The organism is Terrimonas alba, assembly GCF_042434975.1.
Taxonomy (GTDB): domain Bacteria; phylum Bacteroidota; class Bacteroidia; order Chitinophagales; family Chitinophagaceae; genus Terrimonas_B; species Terrimonas_B alba.
This window is the reverse complement of record NZ_JBHMQM010000004.1, coordinates 174,953-194,636: the sequence shown is the minus strand read 5'-3', so window position 1 is coordinate 194,636 and position 19,684 is coordinate 174,953. Positions and strand designations below refer to the sequence as shown.

Annotated in this window: 18 protein-coding genes; 14 read left to right on the top strand and 4 right to left on the bottom strand. The window is 41.6% G+C overall.

Translation table 11 applies throughout. The annotated features are described in order from the left end of the window. Positions 1-2: 2 nt before the first annotated feature. Complete coding sequence (locus tag ACFEL9_RS12870) at positions 3-1,115, bottom strand: FecR family protein (RefSeq protein ID WP_385890525.1); 1,113 nt, start codon at positions 1,113-1,115, stop codon at positions 3-5. Between the two features lie 50 nt (positions 1,116-1,165). Then, the gene (locus ACFEL9_RS12865; protein ID WP_385890523.1) at positions 1,166-1,801 is read right to left on the bottom strand and encodes an RNA polymerase sigma-70 factor; all 636 of its coding nucleotides are present in this window, start codon (positions 1,799-1,801) and stop codon (positions 1,166-1,168) included. A 235-nt stretch (positions 1,802-2,036) separates the two neighbouring features. Here ACFEL9_RS12865 and paaA point away from each other — a divergent pair, with 235 nt between their 5' ends. The 11 genes from paaA to paaI all read left to right on the top strand — a co-directional run bounded on the left by paaA (position 2,037) and on the right by paaI (position 14,471). Further along, positions 2,037-2,984 (top strand): 1,2-phenylacetyl-CoA epoxidase subunit PaaA, encoded by a 948-nt coding sequence (gene paaA / locus ACFEL9_RS12860; RefSeq protein ID WP_385890520.1) that lies wholly within the window; start codon positions 2,037-2,039, stop codon positions 2,982-2,984. Between the two features lie 107 nt (positions 2,985-3,091). Continuing rightward, the gene (gene eat, locus ACFEL9_RS12855) at positions 3,092-4,441 is read left to right on the top strand and encodes an ethanolamine permease (protein ID WP_385890518.1); all 1,350 of its coding nucleotides are present in this window, start codon (positions 3,092-3,094) and stop codon (positions 4,439-4,441) included. Beyond that, on the top strand, positions 4,419-5,789 hold the full coding sequence (locus tag ACFEL9_RS12850) for a glutamine synthetase family protein (protein WP_385890515.1): 1,371 nt from the start codon (positions 4,419-4,421) through the stop codon (positions 5,787-5,789). Before eat ends, ACFEL9_RS12850 begins: the two co-directional genes overlap by 23 nt. A 45-nt stretch (positions 5,790-5,834) precedes the next feature. Next, positions 5,835-6,983 (top strand): iron-containing alcohol dehydrogenase, encoded by a 1,149-nt coding sequence (locus tag ACFEL9_RS12845; protein WP_385890513.1) that lies wholly within the window; start codon positions 5,835-5,837, stop codon positions 6,981-6,983. 4 nt (positions 6,984-6,987) lie between these two features. Beyond that, on the top strand, positions 6,988-9,075 hold the full coding sequence (locus tag ACFEL9_RS12840) for an aldehyde dehydrogenase family protein (RefSeq protein ID WP_385890510.1): 2,088 nt from the start codon (positions 6,988-6,990) through the stop codon (positions 9,073-9,075). 86 nt (positions 9,076-9,161) lie between these two features. Further along, positions 9,162-9,527, top strand: coding sequence for a 1,2-phenylacetyl-CoA epoxidase subunit PaaB (gene paaB / locus ACFEL9_RS12835; RefSeq protein ID WP_385890508.1), 366 nt, complete (start codon positions 9,162-9,164; stop codon positions 9,525-9,527). A gap of 33 nt (positions 9,528-9,560) precedes the next feature. Beyond that, positions 9,561-10,313 carry a 1,2-phenylacetyl-CoA epoxidase subunit PaaC gene (paaC, locus tag ACFEL9_RS12830; RefSeq protein WP_385890505.1) on the top strand — a complete coding sequence of 251 codons (753 nt, stop codon included), beginning with the start codon at positions 9,561-9,563 and terminating at the stop codon, positions 10,311-10,313. Beyond that, positions 10,307-10,810: a 1,2-phenylacetyl-CoA epoxidase subunit PaaD gene (paaD, locus tag ACFEL9_RS12825; RefSeq protein WP_385890503.1), complete on the top strand. Its 504-nt coding sequence runs from the start codon at positions 10,307-10,309 to the stop codon at positions 10,808-10,810. The genes paaC and paaD overlap by 7 nt, the downstream gene beginning before the upstream one ends. A gap of 318 nt (positions 10,811-11,128) precedes the next feature. Further along, a complete protein-coding gene (locus ACFEL9_RS12820; RefSeq protein WP_385890500.1) occupies positions 11,129-13,150 on the top strand; it encodes a LamG-like jellyroll fold domain-containing protein in 2,022 nt (673 codons plus the stop codon). Between the two features lie 82 nt (positions 13,151-13,232). Beyond that, the gene (locus ACFEL9_RS12815) at positions 13,233-14,006 is read left to right on the top strand and encodes an enoyl-CoA hydratase-related protein (protein WP_385890498.1); all 774 of its coding nucleotides are present in this window, start codon (positions 13,233-13,235) and stop codon (positions 14,004-14,006) included. Positions 14,007-14,054: 48 nt separating this feature from the next. Then, positions 14,055-14,471: a hydroxyphenylacetyl-CoA thioesterase PaaI gene (gene paaI, locus ACFEL9_RS12810; RefSeq protein WP_385890496.1), complete on the top strand. Its 417-nt coding sequence runs from the start codon at positions 14,055-14,057 to the stop codon at positions 14,469-14,471. Here the strand turns inward: paaI and ACFEL9_RS12805 are convergent. After that, entirely contained in the window at positions 14,464-15,594 is a 1,131-nt protein-coding gene (locus tag ACFEL9_RS12805) for a glycerate kinase (protein ID WP_385890493.1), read from the bottom strand. The genes paaI and ACFEL9_RS12805 overlap by 8 nt on opposite strands. A 56-nt stretch (positions 15,595-15,650) precedes the next feature. On the opposite strand from ACFEL9_RS12805, the gene ACFEL9_RS12800 reads away from it, so the two are divergent. Then, the gene (locus tag ACFEL9_RS12800; protein WP_385890490.1) at positions 15,651-16,265 is read left to right on the top strand and encodes an acyltransferase; all 615 of its coding nucleotides are present in this window, start codon (positions 15,651-15,653) and stop codon (positions 16,263-16,265) included. Between the two features lie 108 nt (positions 16,266-16,373). Beyond that, the gene (locus tag ACFEL9_RS12795; RefSeq protein WP_385890488.1) at positions 16,374-17,609 is read left to right on the top strand and encodes a T9SS type A sorting domain-containing protein; all 1,236 of its coding nucleotides are present in this window, start codon (positions 16,374-16,376) and stop codon (positions 17,607-17,609) included. Positions 17,610-17,690: 81 nt separating this feature from the next. On the opposite strand, the gene ACFEL9_RS12790 is transcribed toward ACFEL9_RS12795, so the two are convergent. Further along, positions 17,691-19,127: a sigma-54-dependent transcriptional regulator gene (locus ACFEL9_RS12790; RefSeq protein ID WP_385890486.1), complete on the bottom strand. Its 1,437-nt coding sequence runs from the start codon at positions 19,125-19,127 to the stop codon at positions 17,691-17,693. Between the two features lie 179 nt (positions 19,128-19,306). On the opposite strand from ACFEL9_RS12790, the gene ACFEL9_RS12785 reads away from it, so the two are divergent. After that, the gene (locus ACFEL9_RS12785) at positions 19,307-19,681 is read left to right on the top strand and encodes a response regulator (RefSeq protein ID WP_385890484.1); all 375 of its coding nucleotides are present in this window, start codon (positions 19,307-19,309) and stop codon (positions 19,679-19,681) included. Positions 19,682-19,684: the final 3 nt, after the last annotated feature.

The following is a 19,684-nucleotide window of genomic DNA, read 5'->3' as shown; positions in this document are numbered from 1 at the left end:
GATCACTGAGATGACCCAATAAATATTTCATGATCGCTTATTTTATAATTAATCGGGAAAGCCTCTTTCAATGCAGCCATTGCCTGTTCCACCGTTTCGTTTTCAAACGAACCTGTTACAGTTAGTTGTTTTACTTTTTCATCTGTGAATGAAATGGTCACGTTGTACCATCTTTCCAGTTTCAATGCCAGTTCCTCAAAACTATCGCCGCGAAATTCGAGGCGGCTATAAAGCCAGGCCGTTTCAAAACGTTCGCTTTCCTTTTTTGTACTATCTATGTGGGTGATGGTGAAGCTTCCCGGTGATGCCTTAGTTGGTAGAGTTATCTTTTCAGACAGATTTTCTGATTCATTAGCTGCTTGCTTGGGAAGTACCAGTTTTTGATTTGGTATCAAACGGATAATTTTTTTTGCCGGATCGCCTGTTCTCACAACATTTACCAGGCCCCGGTATAAAGTCGTTTCGACATTTTTATCCTCAGGATAGGACTTCACATTAAAGGCCGTACCTAAAACTCTGATATCAATGCTTGAAGCATGAACGATAAAAGGCTTTTTTGGATTTTTGATCACATCAAAAAACGCCTCTCCTTCTAATCTTACTTCACGGGTAGCGCCTGAAAAATCACTTTCATAGAAAAGTTTAGACCCGGCGTTTAACCAAACCGTGGTTCCATCGCTCAATAAAAACCGTGAGCGGCTTCCCTTATTCACCACCAGGGTTTCAGGTTTTTTTGCCTCGTCAACATCGGTTTTTTGATTGTTCCAAAAAAACCATCCGGCAGTAATAATAAAAAAAGCGGCGGCAGCAGCTGTAATAGAAAACATGCGGCGGCGACGGGATCTTCTCCTGGTATTTAGCCTTTCTTCTTCAGAATGCTCCGAGTCTGCCTGCGCCTGGGCTTTGTCTATAATTTTGAGAATGAGTTTGCGGGCATTTCCGTCGTCATCTACGCCCTGCCCTTTTTCTTTCCAAATGCGGGAGAGGAGTTCAAATTGTTGCTGCACTTCATCATCCTGCTTCAATAAAACTGACAACTCCTCCGATTCCTCGGGAGATGCCTCGCTATTGAGAGCTTTGGCCATCAGGTGCCATATTCTTTCGGGTATTTCCATTTAAGCAGCGATCGATGTGCTATTAAGGACAGTAAAATGGAACTGATCTACTAAGCCGTTCCTGATTTTTTTTTAAGATTTTTTTGACCCGGAGTTGAAGTGGAAGACGATTCCCCAGGTTTGCTGATATGCAGGGATGCACATATTTTTTTGACAGCAATAGCCATTTGCACATCAATCGTATTAACAGAAATATTTAATATTTCAGCCACCTCTTTGTATTTGAGACCATCCTCCCTTATGAGTTTAAAAATCATTTTACAACGAGGGGGCAGTGCATCAACAGCCTGGTGCATGCGATCCATCATTTCAGAAGTGATCATTAACTCGTAAGGATCGGAAGCAAAGTCATCTACAGAACTATCCAGGAAATCAAAGGGCGCCAGTATCAGCTCTTTGGCTTTTTGTGATAATGAGTTGAGCGATTTGTTTTTTGTGGCAATGTAGACGTAAACAGTAATGTTTTCTATTTCAGTAATATGTCGCCTGTTGGCCCAGAGTTTTACAAAAACATCTTCTACCAATTCCTCGGCAATTTCTTTTGAACGAACCAATGAGGTGGCGAAATGAATTAGTTTTTTTCCGAAGTGCAAATAGAGTTGGGTAAATGCCGTTTGGTCATCATTGGCAATCTTTTTTTGCAGCTCCCTTAACTGAACTGTAATATCGTGATCGTTAGCAGGCAATCAGAGTTTTTTTATAAGCAGTCGTACTAAATTAATTCAAATATCTAACAAACAAATATTTTTTCCTGCCGCTGAACATTGTAACCATTTATTTTCCGTCTCAAAAAAACTTTTTAATCCAATTGCTGAGCTGATATGATTTGTCAACGATTTGCTCTTTAAAATTTAGCGCTATTCCCTTAGATAAGCCGTTAAAGTATGATGTTGTAAATTTGTTTATCAAATTGTTTTGCCTATGTCCACTCAAGATCTTGAAAAAATATTCCAGGAAAAGATCGACAATGAAATAAAGATTGAACCTAAGGACTGGATGCCCGATGCCTATCGCAAAACATTGATCCGGCAGATCAGCCAGCATGCCCATAGCGAAATTGTAGGCATGTTGCCCGAAGGTGAATGGATTACTAAAGCACCATCATTGAAACGAAAAGCTATCTTATTAGCTAAAGTACAGGATGAAGCGGGACATGGACTCTATCTATATTCAGCTGCAGAGACATTGGGAACTTCAAGAGAACAAATGATCAATGATCTGCATAGTGGCAAAGCAAAATATTCTTCTATTTTCAACTATCCCACATTGACATGGGCCGACATGGGCGCCATAGGCTGGCTGGTAGATGGCGCAGCCATATTAAACCAGGTGATGCTCTGCCGTACCTCCCACGGACCTTATGCAAGGGCCATGGTAAGGATTTGCAAAGAAGAAAGTTTTCATCAGCGCCAGGGGTTTGAAATATTGCTCACTCTTTCCAAAGGAACAAAGGAGCAGCAGGCAATGTGCCAGGATGCCATTAATCGCTGGTGGTGGCCATCCCTGATGATGTTTGGGCCGAGGGACAGTGAAAGCACCAACTCTGATCAAAGCATGAAGTGGAAGATCAAACGGAAAAGCAATGATGAATTGCGCCAAAATTTTGTTGACATGTGTGCTGAGCAAGTAAAAGTTTTAGGAATGACTTTGCCTGATCCTGAATTGAAATGGAATGAAAACAAAAAACATTATGATTTTGGCGAGATCAATTGGGATGAGTTTTGGAACGTGGTAAAAGGCAATGGCCCCTGCAATAAACAAAGATTGGATGCCCGGAGAAAGGCATGGGAAGAAGGCGCCTGGGTGAGAGAAGCAGCAACTGCTTACGCTGAAAAAAGAGCAGCCCGGAATAAACAGGAAGCAGCGTGAACAAACTACGAGTCGTCAGGCTGAAAATTAATCACACATAATAATTGATTAGCGGCTAAGTTTTTACCTAATCAAGTTTACCTCCTATCTTTAAGGACAATCTTTTTATGTCCAAAATACAGGAAGAATCTTCTCCGCAATTATCACGTAGCCTTGGTCCGCTGATGCTTTGGGGCATGGGCGTTGGTTATGTTATTTCAGGAATGTATTTTGGCTGGAACCTCGGTCTTGCCGCGGGTGGCACATTTGGTTTAGCCATTGCCACATTTTTTATCATCATTCTTTATATCACTTTTACTTTTTCCTATACCGAACTGGCCTGTGCCATTCCAAAAGCAGGTGGAGTTTTAGATTATGCCAACCGGGGTTTGGGAAAGGATTTGGGATTTGTTGCTGGTATGGCGCAGATCATTGAATTCGTATTTGCGCCGCCGGCAATTGCTGCTGCCATTGGCGCTTATTTTCATATTTTTTTTCCGCAAATACCGGTGATCACCATCGCCATCATTGCTTATGTTCTTTTTACTGCTTTAAACATCTACGGAGTAAAAGCGGCCGCAACTTTTGAATTGATCATTACCGTGTTTGCCGTGTTCGAGCTATTACTTTTTGCCGGTGTCGCATTACCTCATTTTGAAATGGAAAATATTAAGCTCAATGCTTTCCCCTTTGGATGGAAAGGTGTATGGGCAGCAATACCTTTCGCCATCTGGTTTTTCTTAGCCATAGAAGGAGTGGCCAACGTTGCGGAAGAAACCATCAATCCACAAAAAAACATCCTGCGTGGCTTTGGCTCTGCACTGGCAACATTAGTCGTTTTATGTATACTCACTTTTCTTGCTGCTGTAGGTGTGGGTGGTTGGGAAAAAATTGTTTACCCCTCACCAGGCGCCGACGCTTCTGATTCACCATTACCCCTGGCATTGGCACAAATTACCGGCAATAGCGGATGGCTTTATCATTTGCTGATCACGATTGGCTTGATGGGATTGGTGGCTTCTTTTCATGGAATTATTTTAGCTGCTGGCCGCGCTACCTTTGAGTTTGGACGCATCAATTATATCCCCCCGCAATTTGGAAAAGTACATCCCAAATTTAAAACTCCGGCAAATGCCCTGCTCATCAATATGCTTATCGGCATCATCGCCTTATTAACAGGCAAAACCGCTGAAATCATTACCATCGCCTGTTTTGGAGCTTTAACCTTGTATGTGTTATCGATGATAACTGTGATCGTTCTTCGCAAAAAAGAGCCGCAGATGGCAAGACCATTCCGGGTCCCTTTCTATCCCTGGTTTCCAGTCATTGCGCTTATTATTGCTGCTGTTTCTTTAATTGCCATGACTACGCTAAATTTTAAACTGGCGTTTATTTACTTTGGAATACTGGCAATTTCATATATGTGGTTTCATCTCTCAGTAAAAAAATCAATCTATGGCAAGCCTGTTAACCCCTAAAGCTATTGTACAAAATCTTTCGGCAACCAATGCAGAAAAAGTAAAACTGGCTGTTACGGACATCGATGGCGTTCTCCGGGGTAAAATGATCAGCTTTGAAAAATTTTTATCTGTTGCTGAAAAGGGATTTGGATTTTGTGACGTAGTATTTGGCTGGGATGCAGGTGATGTCGCCTATGACAACGCCACTATTACCGGGTGGCATAGCGGGTATCCGGATGCTTTGGCAACAGTAGACTTGCAAACCTTTCGTCAAATACCATGGGAACAGGATCTTCCTTTTTTCCTCGCCGATTTCAGTAATGAGCAAAGCCATTTAACCAATATTTGTCCGCGGACCTTATTGAAAAAAATAAAAAAACGGGCTCTTGAAATGGGGTACATTCCTTATTTCTCACAAGAGTTTGAATGGTTTAATTTCATCGATAACAGAGAAGACCTGTATAAAAATAATTTTCGCAACCCACAACCCATGACACCGGGCATGTTTGGTTATTCTGTTCTACGTGCCTCCCAGGAAACTGTCTTTTTTCATGCCCTGTTTGACTTACTAAAAAAATTCAAGGTGCCGGTTGAAGGTATCCACACTGAAACAGGACCGGGCGTTTATGAAGCCGCTATACTTTTTTCTGAAATATTAGAAGCTGCAGACAGGGCGGTTTTGTTTAAAAGCGGGGTGAAGGAAATTGCTCACGGGCACGGCATCATTGCTTCGTTTATGGCAAAATGGAATGAAGCACTACCTGGTTGCAGTGGACATGTGCATCAAAGCTTATGGTCGGCAAATGGCAAGGAGAATTTATTTTTTGATAAAAAGAATAAAACAGGGATTAGCAGCCTGATGGAAAGTTATATAGCCGGTCAACTTTATTGTTTACCTTATATACTCCCGATGTATGCACCCAGTGTCAATAGTTATAAACGATTGGTGGAAGGTGCGTGGGCTCCGACCACGCTGACATGGGCTTTTGACAACCGGACAACTGCTCTGAGGGTAATACCAGGAAGCGCTAATGCCACCCGGCTGGAAACAAGAGTGGTGGGCTCGGATGCCAATCCTTACCTCGCTATGGCTGCCTGCCTCGCCTCGGGTTTGTATGGTATAAAAAAGAAATTGAAACTGAAGACCCCTGCCACTATAGGAAGTGGCTATGCCGATACAAAAAATGGAATACTACCCAAAAATCTATGGGAAGCAACGCAAGCCATGAAAGATTCTTCGGTGGCAAAAGAACTATTTGGAGAAAATTTTGTCAATCATTTTACAGGCACGAGGGAATGGGAATGGCGGCAATTTTCTAAGGTGGTGACTGACTGGGAGTTGAAGAGATATTTTGAAATTATTTAATCCCGCCTCTAATAAGGAGGCGTATAAAACTTTATAATTTTCTACATGAATTTTGACAAAATATATCAATATAATTTTCCAACAACGATCCGATTTGGTGCAGGAGCTGTAAAGGAACTGCCAGCTTACTTACAACAAAATAACCTGCAAGCACCGCTTATTGTTACGGACCCTAACATTTCGGAATTACCCTTTTTCAAAACGATTGTCGGCAACCTGAAGCAATCAAATATTTCGGTTGAAGTTTTCCCGGAGATTCACAAAAATCCTGTAAAATCTGATGTGTACAAAGGAACAGAAATGTGGGACAAAACCAACAGGGATTGTATTATCGGCCTTGGTGGCGGCGCAGCATTGGATGTAGCAAGAGCCATTGTTTTGAGGGTTCAACACCGGGAAGATCTTTTTAAGTATGATGACCTTATCGGCGGTGATATCTATGTTACCAACGATGTCCCGCATTTTATTACTATTCCTACCACTGCCGGTACAGGGAGCGAGGTAGGACGCAGCGCTATCATCTCGGATGACATTACCCATCAGAAGAAAATTTTGTTTTCCCCCAAGCTGATGGCAAAGATTGTATTTGCAGATCCATTGCTTACAATGGATTTGCCCCCGTTTATTACGGCGGCCACAGGTATGGATGCGCTCACGCATAATATGGAAGCCTTTCTTGCCAAAAACTATCATCCCATTTGTGATGGAATTGCATTAGAAGGAATTTCATTGATCAAAGATTCATTGGAACCGGCGGTGAACCGGCCCGACCTTGCCTCACGCAGTAAAATGCTGCTTGGTTCAATGATGGGAGCCATTGCTTTTCAAAAAGGATTGGGCGTTGTGCATTCGCTGGCTCATCCGCTTTCTTCGCTGCTGGATACGCATCATGGTTTAGCGAATGCTGTAAATATTCCTTATGGGATGCAGTTTAATATTGAAGGTTTTGAAGAAAAGTTTCGCAGGATTGCAAGAACACTAGAACTAAAAGAAGAAACCGGTGAAGCCGTCGTGCAATTTCTATTTGACATGAATTCAAAAATTAATATCCCGTATAAGCTAAGGGAAATTCACGTCAGGGAAGAGCATATTGATACACTGGCCGACCTGGCCTTCGCCGATTTTGCTCATCCCAATAATCCCAAGCCGGTAAGCAGAGAAGATTTCAGAAATTTGTATAACCAGGCGTTATAGTTTTATGAAGAAAAAAATCGGTATTAGTTATACAAAAACTTTTTTTCAGAATTACTGGAATTGGTTTACCCCGCAGGACCTTGCGGATGATTTTGAATTGATCAAACTTTCTTTTGAAGAAAACAATGTTGAGGATATATACCAGTGCGATGGATTTATTCTGACAGGCGGCATTGATGTTCATCCTTCCCTTTATGAGGGTAAAACCAATTACGATAACGGACCGGGCATATTTCAACCCGAACGTGACCTATTTGAAACTAAAATTTATCGACACTCCCAATTACACAGGTTGCCGGTTTTGGGAATATGCAGGGGAATGCAGCTAATAAATGTATTGGAAGGTGGCAAGCTGATCCAGGACCTGGATGATGGCAATGCAAGACACAAAAAAGAAGAATCAGATAAAGAACATGCTATTGTTACCGAAAACAATACGCTTCTTAATAAAATAGCAGGAGCCTTTTCAGGTCATGTAAATAGTGCTCATCACCAGGCGATTGATCCCAATGCAATTGGCCTTAACCTGGTAGTAAATGCTTATGATGATGATGCCGAAAAGATTATCGAGGGGTTGGAGTTTGCCGACAAAAGCAACAAAGGATTTATGTTATGCGTGCAATGGCACCCGGAAAGGATGAAGGAGAGAGAGCAAAATCCTTTCTCCGAAAACCTGAAAAAACAATTTTTAACCGCTGTAAAAGAAACAAACTTAAAAAAATTGAAAGTCATTAATCCTGTCACGGAAGAAATAATAAAAGAAATAGCTGAAGACACTCAATCATCAGTAGCAGAAAAATTCGGCTTGTTACAAAAGGGGCAGCCGTTATGGGCCGCAACGTCGTTGGAAAAAAGGATTCAATGCATCGAAAAATTTTTTGCATTGCTGGATGATGAAAAAGATCACCTGGCCAAAGCACTAACCAGTGAGATGGGGAAACCCTTGCAGCAATCCTACAATGAACTAAACGGTGCAAGGAGCCGGATCAAATTTTTTATTGACAACTCAGCAAAATGGCTCGCAGAAGAATGGATCACTACAGAAGGAAATACGAAAGAAAAAATTGTCTATGAACCCCTTGGTATTATAGCGAACATCTCAGCATGGAACTATCCATACCTCGTCGGCGTAAACGTATTTGTTCCGGCCTTAATCGGCGGTAATGCTGTTTTTTATAAACCCTCGGAGTATGCATCTCTTACCGGCCTTGCTATCCAGCGGTTATTGGTTCAATCCGGTGTACCGGAGAATTGCTTCCAGGTGGTTATTGGCAAGGGAGAAGTGGGAGAGTACTTACTGGATCTTCCGTTAAATGGCTATTTTTTTACGGGGAGTTATCGCACGGGAAAATATATCGCAGAAAAAGTTGCGTCCAAGTTGGTTCCGTGCCAGCTTGAGTTGGGCGGAAAAGATCCGCTGTATGTCATGGATGATGTGGAGGATATTGATAAAGTGGCCGCAGCGGCGTTGGAGGGTGTAGTTTATAACAACGGACAGAGCTGCTGTGCCGTCGAAAGAATTTATGTGCAGGAACAGATATATGATCAGTTTGTACAATCTTATATCAGGCAGGCGGCTAAAATGAAAGTGGGTGATCCTTTGGAAAACTCAACAGATATTGGCCCGTTAAGTCGCAAAGAACAAAAAGATTTCCTGTTAGAACAATTGAAAGATGCAGAAGCTAAAGGAGCAAAAATTGCATACGGGGGTGAAGCAATTAATCGTGCGGGATATTTTATAGAACCAGCCGTGGTTGTTAATGTTAATCATGAGATGAAACTTATGAGGGAAGAGTCATTTGGTCCCGTGGTAGGTATTCAAAAAGTAAAAGATGATAAGGAAGCATTAGAATTGATGCAGGATACTGAATATGGATTGACGGCGGCTGTTTATTCAAAAAGTTTTGAACGGGCAGAAGCGTTAATGAAGGAAATCAATACAGGTACTGTTTATTGGAATTGTTGCGATCGTGTCAGTGCCGGTTTACCCTGGTCTGGCCGCAAGCATTCGGGGCTCGGTGCTACACTTTCCTACCAGGGCATCCGGGCATTTGTGCAACCCAAGGCTTATCATATAAGGGGTGGAAATTGATTTTCACTGTTCCCTGTCACTAACCGGGCATTAGATAAAAATTAGTGACCTTTGTTCATTCCTGAAATCGCTTAAAATAGCAAATCATGAACATTGCCATAAGAAAATTTTATTATGGAGATATACCCGAGGATAAATCGGGAGCTGGTTTCGTTGAAAATACCGGCAAGCCTAACGATTGGCCCTTGTGGGAAATTTTTATTCGTAGCAAACAGGGGCTGGACCATAAACATGCGGGAAGCCTTCATGCCGCTGATGCGCAGATGGCCATTGAAAATGCAAGAGATGTTTACACCCGAAGAATGGAAGGCGTAAGCATATGGGCGGTAGAAAGCAAATACATTCATGCCAGCAATCCTGATGAGGCGGAACAACTGTACGAACCCGCCAACGATAAAGTATATCGTCATCCAACCTTTTATGATCTTCCTGATGAAGTAGGACATATGTAACCCCCAATCTCTAAAGGGGGAGTATTAACAATTATGAATAACAATTTGATTGATTATACATTGCACCTTGCCGATACTGCGTTGATCCTGGGACATCGCAATAGTGAATGGTGTGGGCACGGGCCGATACTGGAACAGGACATCGCTATCTCCAATATTTCACTCGACCTTATAGGGCAGGCCAGAAATTTTTATCAATATGCCGCATTACTAAAAGCTGATGGATCAACGGAAGATAGCCTTGCCTATTTCCGGGATGCCAATGAGTTTAAGAATCTGCTGCTGGTTGAACAACCAAAGGGAGATTGGGCTCAAACAACACTCCGTCAATTTTTCTTCAGCGCTTATCAGCATATCTTGTTTAATCTGTTAAAAGAAAGTAACGATCACCAATTATCAGCTATTGCTGCCAAAGCTCTCAAAGAGGTAAGTTATCATCTTCGCTGGAGCAGCGAGTGGGTAATACGACTAGGTGACGGGACTGAAGAAAGCCACGGAAGAATGACAGCCGCCATCGAATCATTATGGAGTTATACCGGCGAAATGTTTACCAAAGCATTTTATGAAACTTCACTTATTGCTGAAAATATAATTCCGGATGTAGCTCTTCTTAAAGGGCCCTGGATGAAGAAAGTGACAGAAATATTTGACGAGGCCACTTTACCTGTACCACAAACGTCATTAGTACATACGGGAGGGAAAATTGGACAACATACAGATCAGCTTTCAACTATTTTGGAAGAACTGCAATCAGTAGCAAGGGCTCACCCCTCAGCAACATGGTAGTTAAGAACGACATATCAATTAACGCTGTCTGGAATATTTTGAAAAATATCCCCGATCCGGAAGTCCCGGTTCTCACCATTGTTGACCTGGGAATAGTAAGAGATGTCAGGTTACTTGACGGGGAAATAGAAGTAGTTATTACACCCACCTATACCGGCTGTCCGGCAATGGACTTGATTGCAACGAACATCAGGTTCGCACTACTTGAAAGTGGCTTTAAAAAAATAAAAATTACCACGGTTCTTTCACCAGCCTGGACTACTGATTGGATGAGCGAAGAGGGAAAAAGGAAATTAAAAGAATATGGAATTGCTCCTCCTAATCCGAAACAACAGGTTTGCAGCAACGATCTTTTTGCACCTCACGAAGCAGTTCAATGTCCGCGGTGCAACTCCTGGCACACCCACCGCCTGAGTGAGTTCGGTTCTACGGCATGTAAAGCGCTTTATCAATGCGATGCATGCCATGAAACGTTCGATTATTTTAAGTGTCATTGAACTCAGCAATCATTTCCTTTCCTGGGAATATTAGCGGTTACCACACGATATTTTATTTATGCACATCCATATTTGAGAAAAAAATACTCAAATAGAACATGTTTTTACTTAACAATTGACACGTATTTTTAGAAAATTAGTTGGCCAAAATTTTATATATAAATCGTAAAATTACTTTTCCAATCTTATTGCCCTTATCGAAAAATCAATCCAAGATAATAACTGCCAGCTTTTTACACTTTTTCTTTAATTAAGCTTCGATGGATTGCATTCTTATAATAATCCCCGTATATTTACTTTAATAAAATTTCGTGAAATATGAAGAAATATTTACTCGTCCTTATGTCGGTTATCTGCTCGATGTGCATAACCCATGCACAAAACCAGGGTTATAGCTGGACATTCGGGGCTGCTCCTCCCTTTACATCGGTTCCTGCTATGACCGGATCAACAGGTACCTATACTTTAGGTTTACTTGGCGATGGTGCGGCTTCTTTGGCAGCTCCTGCCGCTGAAACCGTTGGTTTGGGAACAAGCTGCACTACCCCATATAATGTAACTACCTATGGTGTTGGCGGTACTGTATTTGGACTTGAGTTCAGCAATGCCCCTCAAATTGTCAGCACTACTTACACCATTGAAATGGCTGTCAGGTTTGACGGTACTTTTGATTACCATAAATTAATAGGTTTTAACCAATTGGCTCCGGTTATTGCCGGGTCTGACGACGGCATTTATATTACACCTGATGATGCCGTTGACGATTCCAGGATTGTTTTCAGAGTGGGCGGCGTGAATTTATATGTAGGCGCAACTTCTATTCTTCCAAATGTCTGGCATCATATAGCGTTTGTCAGAGATGCAAATAATTCAATTACAATTTATTTGAATGGCGTTGTTGATGGAATTTATGATGATGCTGCCCTCAATTTTTTACCAAAAGCAGCCAATGCAAATACCATTCATTTTTTTAAAGATGAAGGCACGGAAGAAGTTGGAGGCCGAATAGCCAAACTGAGCATATATGGCAGACCATTAACTGAATCAGAAATATTCAACAGGACTTTTAATAACATATGTAACACCGACATTAAACTGGCGCCATTGTCCGACGAAGGTCATCAATGGACATTCCCAGCCACTACACCTCCTTTCATTTCTGCAGCTGCAGTTGCCGGAAGCGAAGTTGGTACACCTCACACCTTAACTACCGTAGGCGGCGGAGCAATCACAACAGGGACAACCGCTTCCCCAGCTCCATTGGGCGCCAGCTGTACGGGTGCAGTACCAATTGCTGTTTATCCAACAGATGCAGGGTTAGAATTTGAAAATGACAAGAAGTTTGTCTATGACACCTATACAATTGAAATGGCAGTTAGCTTCGATGCTTTAGGCGGGGTAAGCAGGAAATTGGTAAGCTTTGAGGACCTAAGTTCACTACCGGAAGCTACATGGGGAATTTATGTAAATCCCGTAGGTCACATAGAATTTATAGATGGTTCCGGTAGTACTGCGATAGCGGCCTCACCCCTTGCCGAAAACACATGGTATCATCTTGTGTTCACAAGAGCTGCTGACGGAACGATATCGTATTATCAAAATGGTGCATTAATCGGAACCTATACTGATGGAGATGATGACTTTATACCAAAAAGCACAACAGGATTCAACATCGTTTTCTTCAAAGATGATGACGGTACCAATGAAACAAGCGGGCGACTCGCCAAACTTGGTCTTTTTGCCAGTGCAATGTCCCTGGATGACGTTGTAGAACGTTTCGATAACGTGTGTAACGCAAATCTTGTTGTTCTTCCCGTCAATTTGAAGAGCTTTACCGCTATGAAAAATGGTAGCCAGGTTGACCTCACCTGGACAACAGCTTCTGAACAAAACAACCTGGGCTTTGATGTGGAAAGAAGTGCGAACGGAACTGACTTCACTACTATTGGTTTTGTAAACGGTAATGGTACCACTGCCCAGGAAAATACATATTACTTTACTGATCCATCTCCGTTGGCTGGCAAAAATTACTACCGCCTGAAACAAATAGATATCGATGGCAAGCCTACATACACGGAGATCAGGAGCGTAGAAATGGATAAAGTTGAACAAAGAGTCACTCTATTCCCCAACCCAAGCCGTAGTTCAATCACTATCAGAAATATCAAAAATGGAAGCCAGCTGGCGATATACAATAGCCAGGGCAATTTAATACTGAGAAAAATTGCTAATAACTACCAGGAATTGATTTCCGTCGAGAAATTAGCAACCGGCGTTTACATGTTGCAGATCACTGATAAAGACAACAATAAACAGATCATTCGCTTTTCTAAATTTTAATTAAACCGGTCTATAGTACAAAAAAGCATCCGCTAGTTGGCGGATGCTTTTTTGTATGTTTGCCACATAAACATTTAGTAAAATGTCGGCAGTTCTTTTTGAAATAAAAAACAGCGTCGCTTACATATCCTTAAACCGGCCTGACAAACTAAATTCTTTCAACCGTGAAATGGCCTTGCTTCTCCAGGAAAAGTTGGACGAATGTAAAGCCAGCGAAGTCCGTTGTGTTTATATAACCGGCACCGGAAAATCTTTTTCTGCCGGGCAGGACCTTGCTGAGGTAACTGACCCGGAAGGTCCTGGCATGCAAAGAATTCTCAGCGAACATTATAATCCGATTGTAACCCGGATAAGAAAACTGGAAAAACCTGTTATTGCTGCCGTCAATGGTGTGGCAGCGGGTGCAGGCGCTAATATCGCTCTCTGCTGCGATATCGTCGTAGCGGCGGCGGCGGCGTCTTTTATCCAGGCTTTTTCAAAAATAGGCCTGATACCTGACAGTGGCGGCACCTATACCTTACCCCGCCTTATTGGCTGGCAAAAAGCATCTGCTCTGATGATGCTGGGAGAAAAAGTGTCTGCCGCTGATGCCGAAAGAATGGGAATGATCTACAAAATATTTCCGGATGAAACTTTTGCGGAAAACGCAAGGCACATTGCAACATCCCTGGCAGAAATGCCCACAAAAGGACTAGCTTATACAAAACAGATTTTGAGCATGTCCTTCACCACAAGTTTCGAGGAGCAATTGCATGATGAAGATATATTTCAACAAAGGGCTGCCCAAACCGCCGATTACAAAGAAGGAGTAAAAGCCTTTCTTGAAAAAAGAAAACCGGTGTTTAAAGGAGAGTAATACCGGAAGTATTAAAAAGTTCAATATTAATTCTTATTCTTAAACGCAATGAGTACTGTTAACCCTGGTTCCGTGGTTGAGCATATGATGCAAAACGATTTATTCAGTCAGTGGCTGGGGATAAAAGTGCTGGATATAAAAGAAGGCTATAGTAAGATCCATATGACGATTCGTCCAGAAATGGTCAACGGTTTTGGCATTGTGCACGGAGGGATTGCTTTCTCACTGGCTGACAGTGCATTTGCCTTCGCCTGCAATAACCGCAACAATCTTTCGGTGGCGCTTGACACAGCAATTAATTTTACAAAGCCAATACATGTGGGAGACGAACTCACGGCGGAAGCGAAGGAAATCCATAATGGAAAATCCACCGGTTTATATCATATCAGCATCACCAACCAACGAAATCATCTTGTCGCCTTTTTTAAAGGCACCTGTTTCAGAACCGGCAAAAATCTTATTTAACCGATGTAAATTCCAGCAAACTACTATCAGCGACAATTCTTTTAGCCAATAATTCACCTGCGTTTTTAATCGCTTCTTCTTCTGATACAGAACCATCCTGGATCGCTAACACCGCTGCCAGCCCCAACTCTTCTAATTCTTTAGCACCAAGATCTAAAACGCCACATACCGCCTTACAGGGAACTTTGATTTCCCTTGCCAGCCCGGCGATATAACCAATCACTTTTCCTTCGGCGGTTTGCGCATCAATTTTTCCTTCGCCGGTAATAATAAGATCAGCATTCTCCAACGCTGCTATAAGATTACTGTTGTTTACAATTAATTCAATTCCGCTCTTTATGTCCACGTCAAAAAAAGACATTAATCCCGCAGCAATTCCTCCGGCAGCACCTGTTCCTGCAATCGTTGAAATGTTACGTCCCGTTTGAGCTTGAACAATCAAAGCAAAATTTCGCAACCCTTCATCTAATATTTTTACATCCACATCATTCGCACCTTTTTGGGGCGCAAAAATATAAGCAGCTCCCTGCGGGCCGTATAAAACATTTTTTACATCTGCAGCTATTTGAAATCGTATAGCCGGCATTGATTCTGGCTGAATTATTTTCTTAACTGAACATAAATTTTTGCCTGAAGCCGCCAACAGGTTTCCCTTTTCATCTGCAAACTCAAACCCCAAGGCAGCGAGTATTCCCATCCCGGCATCATTGGTTGCACTGCCTCCCAAACCAAGTAGTATTCTTGTTGCACCTTTTTCAATGGCATTTTTTATTAGTATTCCTGTACCCAATGTAGACGTCAGTATTGGGTTTTGTTCTTCTTTTTTCAATAGTGCCAAGCCACTGGCAACAGCCATTTCAATGACGGCAGTCTTTTGCTTATTATCCCATTCATAAGACGCATTTATCTCCCTGCCAAGGGCATCAATTGTTTTGCAGTCAATAGTTTCTGTTTGCAAATAGTGTTTCATTACCGTGGCAAAACCGTCACCGCCGTCAGCCATCGGAAATTCGAGGATTTGAATAGCTGCATTTTTTTCCCGCAACGATTTTCCTACAATTTCACACACCTGGAAACTGGTCAGACTTCCTTTAAACTTATCGGGAGCAACAATGATCTTCATACTACAAATTACGAATACAAAATGTCCCAATGCCGATTTGAAAAAGATAGCGACTTTTGAATAACAATTTTTTTGCGATGATCTATTCATTTAAAGATATCATACCTGTTATACATGAATCATCTTTTATTCATCCCCAGGCTGCCGTCATGGGAAATGTTATCATTGGAAAAAATTGTTATATCGGCCCTGGTGCAGCGCTCCGCGGAGATTGGGGTAAAATACTCATTGAAGATGGTTGTAACGTGCAGGAGAACTGTACCATTCATATGTTTCCGGGGATCACCGTATGGCTGAAAGAAAATGCACATATAGGTCATGGGGCCATTGTACATGGGGCAGTCATAGGCCGAAATTGCCTGGTGGGCATGAACAGCGTAATTATGGATAATGTTGAGCTGGGCGATGAATCGATTGTTGGCGCATTAACATTGATCAAAGAGGGGGAAAAAATTCCGGGCCGGAGTATCGTAATCGGAAACCCCGGCAAAATAATCAAAGAAGTAAGTGACGAAATGATAAACTGGAAAACAAAAGGCACTGAACTTTACCAGTCTTTACCAAAAGCCATGTTTGAGCAGTTCAAACCCGTTGAACCTTTGAGGCAAATTCCAGACAATCAACCTGTACCGCCAACTCTTTATTCGACCTGGAAAGAGCATAAAAAATAACTTACCAAGCCAGGCTATTTTTTTACTTACCCTATATCAAAAAGTGTTTCTTTCTAAAAAATAATAGTTGTAACTTAATTGACCATTGTTACCATTAAACTTCTTTTTATGAGAAAAAATATACTCCCCCGTTGTTTTTTACTTTTCACGTTTCCAGTTCTTGTAAGTCATTCCCAGTCCGATAGATTTGGGTATGCTGTTACTGATGTAAACAAAGAAGGTGCAAACTGGAGCTTTCTTAGAAAAATTGATCTTAAAAATGGAACCTTCAGCGATGTGATCCTGGATGGCAATGATGCAAAGGCACTGGCCTTTGATGATGCCACAAAGAAGCAATTGACCGAGCCGTTAAAAGATGCACGGTTTGGCAACCTTGCCAATGCAGCATTTGGCACTGGCGTAGCCGCCATTGCTTTGGATAAAAAGAACAGCAGGCTGTACTTTACTCCAATGTTCGTATACCAACTTCGCTATATAGACCTAAAAACGATGAAGGTATATTTTGTCAACACACCACAAAATGATGCCTTGGGCAAAAAAAGCTCAGATCAAAGTAATATCATTACACGCATGGCTATCGGTGATGATGGTTATGGCTATGCACTGACCAATGATGGCAATCATCTCCTGCGGTTTACTACCGGCAAAAAAGTTTCAATTACTGACTTAGGCGTTATAGTCGACGATCCTGCGAATAAACTTGTATCTGTTCATAACTCCTGCACCAGTTATGGCGGAGACATGATAGCCGACGATGACGGAAATCTCTTTTTAATTTCTAACAGAACAAATATTTTTAAAATCAACATTGAAACAAAAGTAGCTACACATCTGGGCACTGTATCCGGGTTGCCTGCCACTTACACAATTAATGGTGCTGCAGTAGATGATAACAACCAGATTCTTGTAAGCAGCGCCATCAATCACAACAATATGTATACGATCGATAGTAAAAACTGGACGGCTACGCCAATCAAATCTGGCGGTGGATGGCGTACATCTGATCTTGCTACGAGTAATTTACTTTCTACACGGAAAGTGCAGTCCCCAATTGATCTGCTGAAGAATATTAGTGAAAAAGACGATGGCCGTTTGCAGCTTTATCCCAACCCGGTTGTAAATAATCAATTCAGTATCCAATTCAATCTTCCGGCAGGCAATTACACCACTCAAATAAAAGATGTAATGGGGCGCCAGGTATTTCAAACAACGACTAGCGTGTTGGGAAAAGGCCAGGTTAAAACCTTGAACTTGCCTTCTGCTTCAAGCAAAGGTTTTTACCTTGTAAAAGTGATAGATCAAAATAATAAAACCGTCTATCTTAAAAAGGTATTGGTTCATTAATAAGTTTAGCATAAAACAAAAGGCCGCGATGGTTATAATAATCATCGTGGCCTTTCTGATTTTATTTTAGTTTAAAATAAATTATTCCTGGAAGTTCTTTATCTTATTATAAAGCGTTTTCCTGTCAATATTCAATACTTCCGCTGCTTTCTTTTTGTTGAAATTTACCTGCTGTAGCACGGTCATAATTGTTTCATACTCTGCCCTGCTGGCTGCATCTTTCAAATCAAGTTCCTTCTTGGGTGTAGCTGATGCAGGAACGACCGGCTTAGTCTCAGTTGACTCAGGTGAAAGGGGGCTTGAGTTGGTTATTTCCCAGGGTAATGAGCTGGTATTTATCTTTTCGCCAGCTGGTGTAAGCAGGACCGCTCTGCGGACTACATTTCTAAACTCACGAAGGTTACCTGGCCAGCTATATTGAAGAAAAATTTGCAACACATTATTTTCAAACCCTTCAACATCTTTATCCAATTCTCTTTTTGTTTTTTCAAGGAAAAAATCTGCAAAGGCAAGAATATCATCTCTGCGATTTCTTAATGGCGGCAGGTTTATCGAAAACTCATTAAACCGGTGATAAAGATCTTCCCTGAATTTTCCTTTTCGGTAAGCGTCCTGCAAGTTTTCGTTGGATGCTACAATTATCCGTACATCTACATTCATCTCCTTGTTACCACCCACCCGTTTAAACTTTCTTTCCTGTATCACTCTCAACAAGGTTGCCTGAACATCCAATGACAGGTTTCCAACTTCATCCAAAAACAAAGTGCCGCCATCCGCTAGTTCAAAATGACCCTCTTTATCCTGAAGGGCGCCTGTAAACGCACCTTTCACGTGACCAAATAATTCACTGCCCGCCAGTTCTTTCGACAACGTTCCGCAATCCATTGCCACGAAGGGTTTGCCGCTGCGGCTGCTCAGGTCATGTATGGTTTTAGCGATTACCTCTTTACCGGTTCCACTTTCACCGTACAATATAACACTGTAGTTAGTACCCGCTACAATATTTATTTGGTCGTAAAGAGCTTTCGTGGCCTGTGACGAGCCAATCATGAACTCACCATTCTGATGATAGTTGGTTTTCGCAGTTTCCTTTTTCTTAGCGGCTGCATCTGTCACAGGTTCTGAAGCGCCGGACTTTACTGGAGCTGATGATGATGATGGCTGATAAGCCCTGTTCAGTACACTTAATACTTCATCAGGGATCAAAGGTTTTACGATATAGTCGAAAGCTCCGAGCTTGATTACTTCCACAGCTGTTTTAATATCGGAATAACCGGTTATCATGATGACCTTAACAGCTGGATTCTCTTTACGCAGTGCAGTTAGTACTTTAATACCTTCCATATCGCCTAAGCGATAATCACAGATGACGGCATCAAATTTCTTTTCGGCAAATTTCGCTATCCCCTTAGCTCCGGAATGAGCCATTTCTATCTCGTAACCGTTCTTAGTAAGAAATCTTCCTAATAAAGCACATAAATCCAAATCATCATCAATAATGAGGACTTTTTTACTCATAGAACTTTAATTGAATAGGTGGTTGAAATTAAATATTTTCTTTTTAACATCTTATTTGTGCTTAAAATCATGCCGGACTTACTAACACTTTCTAAAGCAGGTATTCATTTCATATTTGGCAGAAAAATTGACGTCTCATGTTTGAATTACTGTGTTTTATAAATAATTAAAGCCCGTAGATGCCAGGAAAAGAAGAAAAAAAGCCACAGGTTCTCATCATTGACGACGAAGCAGATGTTTGCTATTTATTGAAGGGAATATTAAAGCAAAGAAATATTGATGCTACATATGTTAATACAATTGCTGAAGGCGAAGATGCATTAGAGAAGTATGAACCCCCGGTGATTTTCCTTGATAATCACTTGCCTGATGGATTTGGAATGGACTATATCCGTACTTTTAAAAAAGAGCATCCAGCGTCTAAAATCGTTATGCTAACTGCTCACGATAATTTTACGGATAGGGAAAGAGCTTACAAAGAAGGGGTAGACTTTTTTATCGGTAAACCGTTTACCAGGGAAATTATTTTGAAAACAATCGAGCGTTTAATTTGACAC

Excerpts from the sequence above, each read along its gene's own strand:
- paaB (WP_385890508.1), top strand. The coding sequence starts at position 9,162 with ATGAACATTGCCATAAGAAAATTTTATTATGGAGATATACCCGAGGAT.
- paaI (WP_385890496.1), top strand. The coding sequence starts at position 14,055 with ATGAGTACTGTTAACCCTGGTTCCGTGGTTGAGCATATGATGCAAAAC.
- ACFEL9_RS12785 (WP_385890484.1), top strand. The coding sequence starts at position 19,307 with ATGCCAGGAAAAGAAGAAAAAAAGCCACAGGTTCTCATCATTGACGAC.
- paaA (WP_385890520.1), top strand. The coding sequence starts at position 2,037 with ATGTCCACTCAAGATCTTGAAAAAATATTCCAGGAAAAGATCGACAAT.
- ACFEL9_RS12805 (WP_385890493.1), bottom strand. The coding sequence starts at position 15,594 with ATGAAGATCATTGTTGCTCCCGATAAGTTTAAAGGAAGTCTGACCAGT.
- ACFEL9_RS12820 (WP_385890500.1), top strand. The coding sequence starts at position 11,129 with ATGAAGAAATATTTACTCGTCCTTATGTCGGTTATCTGCTCGATGTGC.
- ACFEL9_RS12815 (WP_385890498.1), top strand. The coding sequence starts at position 13,233 with ATGTCGGCAGTTCTTTTTGAAATAAAAAACAGCGTCGCTTACATATCC.
- ACFEL9_RS12840 (WP_385890510.1), top strand. The coding sequence starts at position 6,988 with ATGAAGAAAAAAATCGGTATTAGTTATACAAAAACTTTTTTTCAGAAT.
- ACFEL9_RS12795 (WP_385890488.1), top strand. The coding sequence starts at position 16,374 with ATGAGAAAAAATATACTCCCCCGTTGTTTTTTACTTTTCACGTTTCCA.
- ACFEL9_RS12790 (WP_385890486.1), bottom strand. The coding sequence starts at position 19,127 with ATGAGTAAAAAAGTCCTCATTATTGATGATGATTTGGATTTATGTGCT.
- ACFEL9_RS12850 (WP_385890515.1), top strand. The coding sequence starts at position 4,419 with ATGGCAAGCCTGTTAACCCCTAAAGCTATTGTACAAAATCTTTCGGCA.
- paaD (WP_385890503.1), top strand. The coding sequence starts at position 10,307 with ATGGTAGTTAAGAACGACATATCAATTAACGCTGTCTGGAATATTTTG.
- ACFEL9_RS12845 (WP_385890513.1), top strand. The coding sequence starts at position 5,835 with ATGAATTTTGACAAAATATATCAATATAATTTTCCAACAACGATCCGA.
- eat (WP_385890518.1), top strand. The coding sequence starts at position 3,092 with ATGTCCAAAATACAGGAAGAATCTTCTCCGCAATTATCACGTAGCCTT.
- paaC (WP_385890505.1), top strand. The coding sequence starts at position 9,561 with ATGAATAACAATTTGATTGATTATACATTGCACCTTGCCGATACTGCG.
- ACFEL9_RS12870 (WP_385890525.1), bottom strand. The coding sequence starts at position 1,115 with ATGGAAATACCCGAAAGAATATGGCACCTGATGGCCAAAGCTCTCAAT.